This window comes from Nonlabens agnitus (assembly GCF_002994045.1).
Classification (GTDB): domain Bacteria; phylum Bacteroidota; class Bacteroidia; order Flavobacteriales; family Flavobacteriaceae; genus Nonlabens; species Nonlabens agnitus.
The window spans coordinates 138,849-152,346 of record NZ_MQUC01000003.1; the positions used below are offsets into that span (position 1 = coordinate 138,849).

Sequence of the window (13,498 nt, forward strand, 5' to 3'; positions counted from 1 at the left end):
CCCGCTTAGAATTTCTAAGCGGGTTAACTAAAAAACTTTTATACTATCTTTTTTGTAATACGAATTCTCCTTGCGAAGCACTACCACCGAATGCAGAGTTAACATTTCCTGTGAAGTTGATAATGGCCTCACTATCATCTGATTGGTCATATGTTCCGTCTACTTGACCTGGCCCGTACAACAATGGTGGATTTACAGGATCAGCAACATTACCAAGTAAGTTGATGCCATCACATCCAACAGTTAGTGTAAAAGTACGTGCATTAGCAGAATTAGTTCCTCTAGGAATGGCTCTATAGGTTCTGCTTGTCGGCGAATCCACCTCTAAAGTAACGACTGTAGACGTACCTCCCGCTGGACCTCTGAAAATAGGAGCGCCGAAGGCACCTGCAGATGCAGTTACAATTAGATTATATTCTCCCACTAGAAATTGGTCATCTAGTGGACAGGCTAAGAAAACATTAAAGGTAGTTCTCTTATTTGTAATAGCATCACCTGACCCATCTGCCAATTCAACAATAACTGTACTACCAGCTGGTGTTAAAGCAGCATCCTCATTTCCAGTAATAATTAACTCTCCTTCATATGAGTTAGCTGGTATAGTAACAGTAGTTGGAACGGAATAAAAAGAGCTCGGAGCTGTAGACTCTTCGGATACCACACTCACATTAAACGTTCTATCTACATTGGAAATAGTAGACACCTCTACAGTTGCCGAAGCTGTACCAGATCCCTCACCGACATTTACAGGAACTTGAACAAACGTATCTTCGAAACTAACTAACTCTGCGCCGCCAACATTGTCAAAAATGACAGGTTCTTCTTCACAGCTAACCATGATACAGGCCAATAGTATTGCTGTATAATTATATAAATTTTTCATCATGCTTTGTTTTAAATTAATAACCTGGGTTTTGTTGTCCACTTATAGCAGGATTTCCAGTAAATTCAGCCAATGGAATAGGCAAGTACTGAGTTTCTGTGTCTGTTGCTGGACGGTCACATAGGGGTGACTGGTATAATGTACAGTCTACCGGATTTCTATCATACCCTATTCCTGCTAGTGCACCTAACCTTCTAACATCAATATAACGATGTCCTTCAACAAACAATTCTAGTCGTCGTTCTAATAGGATATCAGTAAAAGCCTCAGACGCTGAAGTGTATGCAGGTGTTACTACTGGGGTGGTGTAACGTGCATTTCTCACCAAATCAATTTGTCTTGCCGCTTCAGTAAAGCCTGCTGTTCGAGCTGCTACTTCTGCTAAAATGAAATGCATTTCGGCCGTTCGTATGATCTTATTATTATTACGTAAACCACCAGCAAGACCACCTAATATTGGGTTGCCAGGATATTTGTCTATAACAATCTGATCACTATCTCTTGGGTTTACATCATCCATAGGGGTTGCTGAAATTTCAGAAGAAGGATCAACATAAACGTTACGACGAACATCGCCATTACTTTCGAAATTTGACTGAAGGATATTAAATACATCTCTACTCATTTCAAAAATTGGTCCACCATCCAAGTCGCTTGCATTAGTGTTAAATAGACTTACTAATGCAGGGCCACTATTCAATGTTACCTCAAGAGTGAAGATAGCTTCATCTCCTCCTGCTCCAGGTACGTCACCGTAAAATTCACTTAACTCTTCCTCATCACCTTCTGTAGGTAGCGTGAAATTTGCTAATACTGCATTCGCATTTGATGATGCAAGGCTGTTATCTCCTCTGTAATTAGCAACCCTAGCTCTCAAAGCTTGAATAAAACTTCTGGAAACTAAAAATTCATTAAACTCGGTATTCGCACTTATCAATAAATTTTCGGCAGTTTCTAAATCATCAAAAATAAATTCAAAAGTTTCCCCAACTGTGCTCCTCGGTAGAGAGGTGCTCGCATTTGCCGGGAAATCAATCAATATAACTCCTAATGAACTGTCGTCTAAAAGATCTTCGCCATAATAGGCTAACAGTTGACTATATGCATAGGCTCTTAGAGCTATGGCTGTACCAATAGCCTCATCATATGCCTCTTGTTCACCTTCTTCTGGGACAATGTTTTCTGCAGCTGCCAATAAACTGTTAGCTCGAAAAATAACTCTATAGTTATTTGCCCAAAGAGCCTCTGCATAGCCACTGTTCTCATTAAGTATTCCCTGGTGAATCGCTATATCTTGTCCTCCATGAGAAGATCCAATGGAAACCTCATCTGTAAAACGTGAAGTGAACGCTATGGATGTATTACTATTTACCAAAGAATATATACCAAAGTTCCCTATGACTAGGTCGTTGGTGTTTACAAACGCGGCGCTTTCGCCTAATTCCCCAGGTTGGATTATATCAGTTGCGTCCTCACACGAGTACATAGCAGCAACTAACGTAAATGCTATTATTAATTTTTTCATTTTTTTTATTTTAAAAGTTAAGATCTAGACCGAATCCAACTATTCTACCTTGAGGAAAATCAAAAGCAGTTTGGACTTGTCTTTGTTCAGGGTCACTACCTCTAAACTCTGAGAAAGTTAATAAGTTTTCTCCCGTAACGTAAATTCTTGCACTGTTTAAGAAAGAGTTCTCCACGAGAGTTTGTGGTAGATTATATCCTATTTGCGCAAAGCGTAATCTCAAAAAATTAGAGTTTACGAAAAAGCGATCGCTATTTGCCGCTGGATTTAAATTTGTGGCGTTATTACTAGGTATATCTGTAACACGATTATCAGGAGTCCAAGCTCTTTCAAGATCTGCTGACAATGTACCATTACCCGCAAAATTTGTATCTAACAAATTCTCATAATCTCCATCCAAGAAACCTGTACCAGTAACATAACTAAATTGAGATTCAATAAAGAAGTTTTTATATGCAGCTCTAAATCCAAATCCTCCAAAAAACTCTGGGTTTAAGCTTTTTCCATTGAATCTTCGATCTTCATTATCAATAGTTTCAGTAATATTATCGTCAATATCTCTAAAAAGCAGATTACCATTCGCTGGATTCACACCTACATAAGGTACAAGAAAAAATTCATTGATTCTTTGCCCTTCTTGAAGAATTGTTAATCCACCATTGTCAATCCTTCCATCTTCTGGGGCAAGTTCAAGTATTTCATCTTCGTTATAGGTACCGTTAGCAAAAACTGTAAACTCGAAGTCCCCAGGTTCTTCTGCACGAATCAAGTCATAGTTGACTACTAAAGTCGCACCATTATTTCTCAAGCTTCCCACATTCGTGTTAACATTAGAACTAGGGTTAACTAATGAGATGTTTTGTGGTGCAAATAAATCTGTAGTTACTCGATTGTACAATTCTAGATTACCGTAAAGACGATTTTTGAATAGAGCATAATCTACACCAACATTTATTGTTGAAACAGTTTCCCATGTAAGATCAGCAACCGGAACAGTATTACTAGGCACAAACGTTTGTACATCTCTGTACCCTACTCCAGTAACAAATAGCTGTCGTGTATTATTCAAAGCACCATAAAATCCTCCAGATATCCTATCGTTACCTGCTTCACCGTAGGAGACTCTCAACTTAAGAAGGTCTATTGCATCACTATCCTTCAAAAAATCTTCTTCACTAATATTCCATCGTAATGCAGCAGAGAAAAAAGTTCCCCAACCATCGTTTTCAATAAATCTAAATGACTTGTCTCGTCTCACAGTTACTTCAGCTCCATATTTTTTATCGTAATCATATGCAACGTTTCCGAAGATAGAGAACAGTCCAGTTTCAAGTTTAGTACCAAAAGCATCAGCACCTACCTCATCACTATTTCCATTATCGTCGATAAAGGATATACCAGAACCAGGAGCGTAGGTCCTAGGATCTAGCCCGACTTGATTGAAGCCGAAGCTTTCGAAATGACCTTTTACATACTCTAGATAAGCATTTGCATCAACTTTATGCTTCTTTTCTGCTTCGGTTCCGTCTCCAAACTTTTTTGACCAACCCAAATTTACGTTTGAGTTAAAACGGATATCTCTCGCAGTCGATTGAGTGGTAGTCCCTTCAAAAGGCTCAAAGTCGTTACTTCCTGCACGTACTCTTGCAAGGGCAGAGAGTGGGCTTGTTGCATCAAGATCATTTACTTGGGTGTAATCTAGACCTATTCTATATCTAAGAGTAAATTCATCGTTCAAATCATATGCCGCGTCACCACCTAGGATAAGTTTTATTTCGTCCTGTTCATCACGATCAAAGTCGATACTATTAAGATTAACATAAGGCGCATTGGCAAAATTAAATGCCGCAGCACCTGTTAAAAGTTCGGATGTATTGACATTAGGATCTAAATATGGCAGTCCGTTATATGCAGGCCAGATAGGGTTAAAAAATACTGAACCGCTACCGTCTGCACCTGCGGTCCTAGAATCTGAAAAACCTAGATAGGTAGTTGTTCCAAATCTAAACCTACCATTATTGGATTTTCCGTTTACATTTGTTCTAAAGGACATTCTTTGAAGAGTTCTGCCTACAAGAGCAGATTCTGATTCGTTGTAACTTACTGATGTAAATTGAGAAACATTTTGCCCTCCAGATCTTAAACTTAGATTGTGATTTTGATTCGTACCTGTTTGGAAAAATATATCTTCCCAATCGGTATTGATATTAAAGTTATCAATCTCTTCTTGAGTTAAAGTTTGTCCAAGACCGGCACCTAATCGATTCTCTAATCTTAATAATCCTCTTGAATCATATCTATTATAATCGGTATCTATAAATTGGGTAAAACCTGTTTGACCACTGTAGGAAATTTGCAGTGGAGAATCAAATTTACCCCCTTTAGTTGTTATAAGTATAACACCGTTAGCACCTCGGTTACCATAAATCGCCGTGGCAGCACCGTCTACCAAAGTGACAATCGTTTCGACGTCATTTGGATTAAAGGTAGCAAATGCATCTTCATCAACCGGGACTCCATCTACTATAATCAAAGGTTCTGTGTTACCGTTCAAAGATGATGCACCTCTTAATTGAATAAATGCATTTCCTCCTGGTTGCCCTGTACTAGTTTGAACGGTCAAACCTGGTACTTGACCTTGAAGTCTTTGAATTACAGACGCATTTGGACGATCCACAATTTCTTCTGCATTTAATTGGGATGCTGCAATGTTATTCTCTTTAGTTGTTGTTGTGCGATAAGCTTGGACCACAACTGCTTCAAGTGAGGTTTTGAGCGAAACATTGATAACAGTTTTGTTTCCTACCACAAAGCTTTGCGGCTCATATCCAGAGAATGAAATAACTAACGTATTTTCTGGGCTAGCAGATATAGCATAGTTACCATCGAAATCTGTTGTGGTAGCTTTTGAACTACCTTCTACCAATACGGTTGCACCTAGAATAGGTTGACCCTCTGGATCAGTTACCTTACCGGTAACCGTTTGCTGTGCAAAAGCTACTTGCACAACTAACGCTAGTAAAAGCGTCAAAATTCCATTTAATTTTGTTTTCATGTTTAGATTTATTTGAATTAGCCAGAGCCAAAAGTGCCAAAAAACAGTTAATAAAACAACTTTTCAAGACTAATTTATGGAATTATTTAAGGGCTGCTTAACAATAAGATAACTTTACTAAAATAATATAGTAAAATTTAGATGGGCTATCGTACTGGAAATGCTCTCATTAGAATTTAAAAAGCGCCCATTTGCAATCTCTAATCTCAGTATTCCTGCCTGTGTTAATATTCCGAATCCTGCACCAAACGAGTATAAAAATTGAGGTTTTCTCTGTATATATTCTTCAAAAACGCCACCGTCGTTCAATAAGTTGATGTAAAACCGGTCGTTGAAACTGTATCTAACGTCTGTTTGCAGTAAAGTGTAAGCCGCTGTGTCGATGCTATTTTGATTAAATCCTCGAATTGTCTTGATGCCACCGATTTGTGTCAGCTCGTTAAATTGCAATCGTTCCGTTTTCAAAAGATGAGCATTTAGCGTTGTTTTGAGGTGCAGCTTGTTCAATAGTGGCCAGAGATTTTCAAACGACAAGTCCAGTGAATATTGACCATCGGATTGATTTTCCAAATTTCTATGGTAATAGCCCATGCCCAACAAAAAGCTCAGGGTTTCTGGTTGAAGTGCATTTGCGGAATTCCCTCCATAAGTTAATTGTGTTACAACACCACGCGTTTGAAAGTTGTTTACATTGATCAGATTGTTTTCCTCAGTAGAGGATTTGCTGTAATAATTCAGTTGCGTGTTCCAGCTGCCCAAAAATTGGTAACTCAATCCTACAACAAAACTTGAGTTTTGATAAATAGAATCTCTTCTCGTTATGTTGAGGCTACTTGTAATTCCTATTCGTTCAAATAATAATGATGGAACGCTTAGTTGTAACGAGACATTAGTTTGATCATTATTATCATTGCGATACTCAAAGTCAAATCGTTCACCACGATTAAAATTGTTGATCAGACTGGCATCTACAAACCCATTTATATTCAGTTTGCCATCATCATCAGTATTGAAACCAATCAATCCATCGGCTTTATTCGCATTTTTTTTCCTTAAGTAAACGTAAAGTAGGGTGCTGTCTTTTTTAAAAAGAGCTTCTGGCTCTTTGATGCTTTCCAAGTATTTCAAATTTGCCAACCTCGTCGATAGCCGATCTATATTTTTACTGTTAAGCTTTGTATGGTTGGCTACAAGATTTTCGATAACATTTCTTGGGTACTTTGGGTATCCATTCACAATAATTCTGTCAATTTGCCGCTGCTCGATATTTTTCACCTCATAAAATAAAGTGGCCGTGTCTTGCTTGGTGAAATCCCAACGGTTGATCATGACTTCTGCAAAAGGAGAACCTTGATTGTTGTATTTTTTTTGAACTGCTTCAAGTTCTTCAAGAAATTTATCTGGTGTTGTTTTTTTAGGTCGCTTTCGCGAAAGCGAACTCTCCATTATTATTCCATTTTCCAGGTTATCATTCTCCTTCATGATGATTGTCGTGAAAAGATTGTTGAGAACGATGCTTAACTGGTTGGTGTTTTTTCTTAATGTGTCCGCAATGATTAGATTGAGGTAGCCTTTACGGAATAAATTGATTTTAATGCTATCTAATTGACGGCTGGAGATCTGATTTTCTGTTTTCTTTAGAAAAATAGTATCCGTCGGCTGTACCGATTGTGTATCTGGGAATAAGAATATTTGGGTGTGATCTGTCTGCGCAAAAAGACCTATGCTAAAAAGTATATATATAATAAGGACTGATTTCTTTATCAAGGGAATCTCTATTTAGCCTATGCCGCAAAAATGGGATAACGAATCTTTTTAAGATTATGTCAAAAAAAGTTATGGTAAAAACTTGGAAATGAGATTTGAATAAGTAAATATTATTCATACCTTTGCCGACCCTAAAATAGGGGATTAATTTATTAGCGTAAAACAATATGCCAACGATTTCACAATTAGTACGTAAAGGAAGGTCCAAAATAACCAAGAAGAGCAAATCGGCTGCTTTAGATTCTTGTCCTCAACGTCGTGGAGTTTGTACTCGTGTTTACACTACTACACCTAAGAAACCTAACTCAGCAATGAGAAAGGTGGCACGTGTAAGACTTACCAACGGTAAGGAAGTGAATGCATACATTCCAGGAGAAGGACACAATCTACAAGAGCACTCGATAGTATTGGTTAGAGGTGGAAGGGTAAAGGATTTACCAGGAGTTAGATACCACATCGTTCGTGGGGCGCTGGACACCGCAGGTGTTGCAGATCGCACACAACGTAGGTCTAAGTATGGTGCAAAACGCCCTAAGAAGTAATTAACTTTTAGTGTCCACAATGTGGGCATCTAATAACAAACTCAAAGAGAAGAAATGAGAAAAAGACAGGCAAAAAAACGCCCGATCCTTCCAGATCCGCGTTTCAATGACCAGCTAGTGACTCGATTTGTCAACATGATGATGTTGCATGGTAAGAAGTCGGTAGCATTTAAAATTTTCTATGATGCGATGGATATCGTTGAAGAGAAAAACCAAGATGAGGAAAAGACTTCACTTGAAATATGGAAAGATGCGTTATCAAACGTAATGCCTCACGTAGAGGTGCGTAGCCGTCGTGTAGGTGGAGCGACCTTCCAGATTCCAATGCAAATACGTCCAGATAGAAAGATTTCAACCGCAATGAAATGGTTGATAAGCTATTCTAGAAAGCGTAATGAGAAATCTTTCTCCCAAAAACTAGCTGCTGAAGTCCTTGCCGCGGCAAAGGAAGAAGGTGCGGCAGTTAAGAAGAAAACAGATACTCATAAAATGGCAGAAGCCAATAAGGCATTCTCACACTTTAGATTCTAAAAATGGCACAAAGAGACTTAAAATACACAAGAAATATTGGAATTGCTGCGCACATTGATGCGGGTAAAACCACTACGACAGAGCGTATTCTTTTTTATACTGGGGTAAGCCATAAAATAGGAGAGGTGCATGATGGTGCAGCTACTATGGACTGGATGGAGCAAGAGCAGGAGCGTGGTATTACGATCACATCTGCTGCAACAACTTGTACCTGGAAATTCCCTATGGAGAACGCACAGCCGTTACCAGAAACTAAAGATTATCACTTTAATATTATTGACACTCCTGGACACGTTGACTTTACTGTAGAGGTAAATAGATCATTGCGTGTACTTGATGGGTTGGTATTCTTGTTTAGTGCGGTTGATGGTGTTGAGCCACAATCAGAAACAAACTGGAGACTAGCTGATAACTATAAAGTGCCACGTATAGGTTTCGTAAACAAAATGGACCGTCAAGGTTCTAACTTTCTTGCTGTTTGTCAGCAAGTAAAAGATATGTTGAAGTCTAATGCGGTGCCTATCGTATTGAATATTGGTGAGGAAGGTGATTTTAAAGGAATTGTGGATCTTGTAAAAAATCGTGCGATTGTATGGCATGATGATACTCAAGGCGCAACCTTTGATGTTATTGAAATCCCAGAAGAACTTAAGGCTGAGGCTCGTAAATATAGAGGTATGCTTATCGAAGAGGTAGCTACTTATGACGAGACCCTTCTTGAGAAATATATGGAAGATGAAGATTCCATAACTGAGGAAGAAGTCCATGCAGCACTACGTGCCGCAGTAATGGATATGGCAATCATTCCAATGATTTGTGGTTCTGCATTTAAGAATAAAGGTGTTCAATTCTTATTGGATGCTGTGTGTAGATATTTGCCTGCTCCAACTGATAAGGAAGGAATCGTTGGTGTCAACCCTGATACTGATGAGAAGGAATTACGTAAGCCTGATGTAACTGCACCATTTGCAGCTCTTGCATTCAAGATTGCTACAGACCCATTTGTAGGTCGTTTGGCGTTCTTCCGTGCTTATTCAGGTCGTTTAGATGCTGGTTCTTATATATTGAACAATCGTTCTGGTAAGAAAGAGCGTATCTCGCGTATTTACCAAATGCACTCCAACAAGCAAAACGCTATCGATTATATCGAGGCTGGAGATATAGGTGCTGCGGTAGGATTTAAAGACATCAAGACTGGTGATACCATGTCTGATGAAAAGCACCCAATCGTATTGGAATCTATGGACTTCCCTGATCCGGTAATTGGTATTGCTGTTGAGCCTAAAACCAAAGCAGACGTAGATAAATTGGGGATGGCTTTGGCTAAATTGGCTGAAGAAGATCCAACATTCCAAGTAAGAACTGACGAGGCTTCTGGCCAGACGATCATTTCAGGAATGGGTGAGCTTCACTTAGATATCATCGTTGATCGTTTGAGACGTGAGTTCAAGGTAGAGGTAAATCAAGGTGCGCCTCAAGTAGAGTACAAAGAGGCCATCACTAGATCTGCAGATCACCGTGAGACTTACAAAAAGCAATCTGGTGGACGTGGTAAGTTTGGAGATATCGTATTTACTATGGAGCCTGCTCATGAAGATGCAGAAGGTAAAGTAGCAGAAGGTCTTCAATTTATCAATGAAATCAAAGGTGGTAACATTCCTAAGGAATTTATCCCAGCGATTGAGAAAGGATTTAGAGAAGCAATGAATAACGGTCCTTTAGCAGGATTTGAGATGGATAGTATGAGAGTAACTCTTAAGGATGGATCTTTCCACCCGGTAGATTCTGATGCTCTATCATTTGAACTTGCTGCTAGAATGGGTTACAAAGCTGCTTCAAAAGCTGCTGGTGCCGTAATTCTTGAGCCTATCATGAAAGTAGAGGTCATCACTCCAGAAGAAAACATGGGTGATATCGTTGGTGACTTGAACCGTCGCCGTGGACAAGTAAATGATATGAGCGATAGAGCTGGTGCAAAAGTGGTAAAGGCAGAAGTTCCTCTTTCAGAGATGTTCGGTTATGTTACAACACTTAGAACGCTTTCTTCAGGTCGTGCAACATCCACTATGGAATTTGCTCACTATGCAGAAACTCCTTCTAGTATTAGTGAAGAAGTAATCGCAGCAGCAAAAGGTAACAATTAATTTTCAAGAGATGAGTCAAAAAATCAGAATCAAGTTAAAGTCTTACGATTACATGCTGGTAGATAAATCTGCTGAAAAGATTGTAAAGACCGTGAAAAGTACTGGAGCAGTCGTAACTGGCCCGATTCCATTGCCTACTCACAAAAAAATATTTACCGTATTGAGATCTCCTCACGTAAACAAGAAGTCACGTGAGCAGTTTGAACTTAGTTCCTACAAGAGATTGTTGGATATCTACAGTTCTTCTTCAAAAACGATTGATGCATTGATGAAACTTGAACTTCCTAGTGGGGTTGAAGTAGAAATTAAAGTGTGATAAATATTTGATCATATTTCGCTTTCGCGAAAGCGCAACAAACAAAATACAATAACAATTAATTAATAATTATGTCTGGGTTAATAGGAAAAAAAATAGGGATGACCAGCATCTATGACGAGAATGGTAAGAATATGCCATGTACCGTTATCCAAGCTGGCCCTTGTGTAGTTACCCAAGTCAGAACTGAAGAAACAGACGGTTATGCCGCGCTGCAATTAGGTTTCGATGACAAATCAGACAAAAATGCTTCTAAAGCTGCTCAAGGGCACTTTAAGAAAGCTGGTACTGCTGTCAAGAGAAAAGTTGCTGAATTCAAGAGTTTTGATAAGGAGTACAAATTAGGTGACACTGTAAGTGTTGATATGTTTACTGAAGGTGAATTTGTCGATATCAGTGGTACTTCAAAAGGAAAAGGATTTCAGGGTGTTGTGAAGCGCCACGGTTTTGGTGGTGTAGGTCAAGCGACACACGGTCAACACAACCGTTTGAGAGCTCCTGGTTCCATCGGTGCGGCATCTTATCCTGCACGTGTATTCAAAGGAATGCGCATGGCTGGACAGATGGGTAACGAAAAAGTAAAAGTTGAAAATTTAAGAGTTCTTAAAGTTGTTCCAGAACAAAATATCCTTGTAGTTAAAGGTTGTGTTCCTGGTCACAAGAATGCTTATGTAATCGTACAGAAATAATGAAGGTAGCAGTTATAGACATTAAAGGAAAAGAAACGGGTCGTCAGATAGAGTTATCAGATGATGTTTTTGGAATTGAGCCTAATGATCACGCTATCTATCTAGATGTTAAGCAATATCAGGCTAATCAACGCCAGGGTACTCACAAAGCAAAGCAACGTGCAGAGATCGTAGGTAGTACACGTAAGATTAAAAAACAAAAAGGTACGGGTACTGCTCGTGCTGGATCTATCAAGTCACCAGTGTTTAGAGGTGGTGGTAGAATCTTTGGTCCTGTGCCTAGAGATTATTCTTTCAAACTTAATAAAGGACAAAAGCGTCTAGCACGTAAAAGTGCCTTAAGCATGAAGGTTTCTGAAGGTAACTTGCAGGTTGTGGAAGACTTCAATTTTGATGCTCCTAAAACCAGTGATTTCAAGGAAGTTTTAAGCAGCTTGGGACTTTCAAATAAAAAATCCCTGTTTGTGTTGGGTGAATCAAATAATAATGTATATTTGTCTTCGCGAAATTTGAAGGGTATCGAAGTGATAACTTACTCAGAATTAAGCACTTACAAGATTATTAACGCCAATAATTTGGTCGTCTTGGAAGGTTCTCTAGAAGGAATTCAGGAAAATTTAAGTAAATAAGCCATGAGCATTTTAATAAAACCCATAATTACAGAAAAGGCGACTAGCGATAGTGAGCTGTTGAATCGATATGGTTTTGAGGTGTCTCCCAAGGCTAACAAAGTTCAAATAAAGAAAGAAGTTGAAGAGGTGTACGGTGTGACTGTTCTTAAAGTAAGAACTATGAATACTAGAATAGCTCGTAAAACTAAACATACTAAAACAGGGACGCAAGTTGGTAAAACATCAGCAGTTAAAAAAGCTTTTGTACAACTCAAGGATGGTGATACCATCGATCTTTATAGTAATCTATAAATAAAATACTGTAATGTCAGTAAGAAAATTAAAACCTGTAACTCCAGGACAGCGATTTAGAGTTGTGAATGGCTATGATGCCATCACGACTGATAAGCCGGAGAAGAGCTTGCTCGCTCCGAATAAACGTTCTGGTGGTCGTAATGCAAAAGGTCGTATGACTATGCGTTACTTAGGTGGTGGTCACAAAAGACGCTACCGTATCATTGATTTCAAAAGAAATCGTCATGGTGTGCCAGCAACGGTTGCATCTATTGAATATGATCCTAATAGAACGGCATTTATCGCTCTTGTAAATTATCAAGATGGAGAAAAGCGTTATGTGATTGCTCAAAACGGACTGCAAGTAGGTCAGAACATTGTTTCTGGTGATAATGTTGCTCCTGAAGTAGGGAATGCAATGAAGCTTGCAAATATTCCATTGGGCTCGATTGTTAGTTGTATTGAGTTACGACCTGGGCAAGGAGCTGTTATAGCTCGTAGTGCTGGATCCTTTGCACAATTAATGGCAAGAGATGGTAAGTATGCTACTGTTAAGATGCCTTCTGGTGAAATCAGATTGATCTTACAAGAATGTCTTGCTACTATCGGTGCGATTTCTAACAGTGATCATCAACTTGTTGTTGGTGGTAAGGCTGGTAGAAGCAGATGGTTAGGTAGAAGACCAAGAACAAGACCGGTTGCGATGAACCCAGTCGATCACCCAATGGGTGGTGGTGAAGGTCGCGCTTCAGGTGGTCATCCAAGATCTCGTAATGGTGTACCTGCCAAAGGATACCGTACACGTGACTTGAACAAGGCAAGTACTCAATATATTTTAGAACGTAGAAAGAAATAAATTATGGCTCGTTCATTAAAAAAAGGACCTTATGTATTTCATAAGTTGGAATCTAAGGTGGCTCAAAATGTTGAGTCTGGAAAGAAAACAGTAATTAAGACTTGGTCTCGTGCGTCAATGATCACACCTGACTTTGTTGGACAAACTATAGCAGTTCATAACGGTAGACAATTTGTTCCCGTTTATGTAACAGAGAATATGGTTGGACACAAGCTTGGAGAATTCTCTCCAACACGTTCTTACCGTGGTCACGCAGCTGCTAAGAATAAGGGAAAAAAATAACTT

General features: G+C 39.0%; 13 protein-coding genes. 9 read left to right on the plus strand and 4 right to left on the minus strand.

Features of this window, described 5'->3' with window-relative positions; genetic code table 11:
* Positions 1-43 precede the first annotated feature (43 nt).
* The 4 genes from BST86_RS00800 to BST86_RS00815 all read right to left on the minus strand — a co-directional run bounded on the left by BST86_RS00800 (position 44) and on the right by BST86_RS00815 (position 7,230).
* Positions 44-925: a DUF4843 domain-containing protein gene (locus tag BST86_RS00800; protein ID WP_105981612.1), complete on the minus strand. Its 882-nt coding sequence runs from the start codon at positions 923-925 to the stop codon at positions 44-46.
* On the minus strand, positions 900-2,408 hold the full coding sequence (locus tag BST86_RS00805; RefSeq protein ID WP_105981613.1) for a RagB/SusD family nutrient uptake outer membrane protein: 1,509 nt from the start codon (positions 2,406-2,408) through the stop codon (positions 900-902). The genes BST86_RS00800 and BST86_RS00805 overlap by 26 nt, the downstream gene beginning before the upstream one ends.
* 10 nt (positions 2,409-2,418) lie before the next feature.
* Positions 2,419-5,463 (minus strand): SusC/RagA family TonB-linked outer membrane protein, encoded by a 3,045-nt coding sequence (locus BST86_RS00810; RefSeq protein ID WP_105981614.1) that lies wholly within the window; start codon positions 5,461-5,463, stop codon positions 2,419-2,421.
* A gap of 117 nt (positions 5,464-5,580) precedes the next feature.
* A complete protein-coding gene (locus BST86_RS00815) occupies positions 5,581-7,230 on the minus strand; it encodes a BamA/TamA family outer membrane protein (RefSeq protein ID WP_105981615.1) in 1,650 nt (549 codons plus the stop codon).
* Positions 7,231-7,397: 167 nt separating this feature from the next.
* Between BST86_RS00815 and rpsL the strand changes: the two genes are divergently transcribed.
* From rpsL to rpsS, 9 genes are all read left to right on the plus strand, one after another.
* Positions 7,398-7,772, plus strand: a complete 375-nt coding sequence (gene rpsL / locus BST86_RS00820; RefSeq protein ID WP_055412060.1) for a 30S ribosomal protein S12 — start codon at positions 7,398-7,400, stop codon at positions 7,770-7,772.
* Between the two features lie 54 nt (positions 7,773-7,826).
* Entirely contained in the window at positions 7,827-8,303 is a 477-nt protein-coding gene (gene rpsG / locus BST86_RS00825; protein ID WP_055412061.1) for a 30S ribosomal protein S7, read from the plus strand.
* A gap of 2 nt (positions 8,304-8,305) precedes the next feature.
* Positions 8,306-10,447, plus strand: coding sequence for an elongation factor G (gene fusA / locus BST86_RS00830; RefSeq protein ID WP_105981616.1), 2,142 nt, complete (start codon positions 8,306-8,308; stop codon positions 10,445-10,447).
* Between the two features lie 10 nt (positions 10,448-10,457).
* Positions 10,458-10,763: a 30S ribosomal protein S10 gene (gene rpsJ / locus BST86_RS00835; protein WP_041494987.1), complete on the plus strand. Its 306-nt coding sequence runs from the start codon at positions 10,458-10,460 to the stop codon at positions 10,761-10,763.
* 71 nt (positions 10,764-10,834) lie between these two features.
* Positions 10,835-11,452 carry a 50S ribosomal protein L3 gene (rplC, locus tag BST86_RS00840; RefSeq protein WP_055412063.1) on the plus strand — a complete coding sequence of 206 codons (618 nt, stop codon included), beginning with the start codon at positions 10,835-10,837 and terminating at the stop codon, positions 11,450-11,452.
* A complete protein-coding gene (gene rplD, locus BST86_RS00845; protein ID WP_105981617.1) occupies positions 11,452-12,081 on the plus strand; it encodes a 50S ribosomal protein L4 in 630 nt (209 codons plus the stop codon). The genes rplC and rplD overlap by 1 nt, the downstream gene beginning before the upstream one ends.
* Positions 12,082-12,084: 3 nt before the next feature.
* Positions 12,085-12,375 (plus strand): 50S ribosomal protein L23, encoded by a 291-nt coding sequence (gene rplW / locus BST86_RS00850; protein WP_055412065.1) that lies wholly within the window; start codon positions 12,085-12,087, stop codon positions 12,373-12,375.
* Between the two features lie 13 nt (positions 12,376-12,388).
* Positions 12,389-13,213: a 50S ribosomal protein L2 gene (rplB, locus tag BST86_RS00855; protein WP_055412066.1), complete on the plus strand. Its 825-nt coding sequence runs from the start codon at positions 12,389-12,391 to the stop codon at positions 13,211-13,213.
* 3 nt (positions 13,214-13,216) lie between these two features.
* Positions 13,217-13,495, plus strand: a complete 279-nt coding sequence (rpsS, locus tag BST86_RS00860) for a 30S ribosomal protein S19 (protein ID WP_041494981.1) — start codon at positions 13,217-13,219, stop codon at positions 13,493-13,495.
* Positions 13,496-13,498 lie beyond the last annotated feature (3 nt).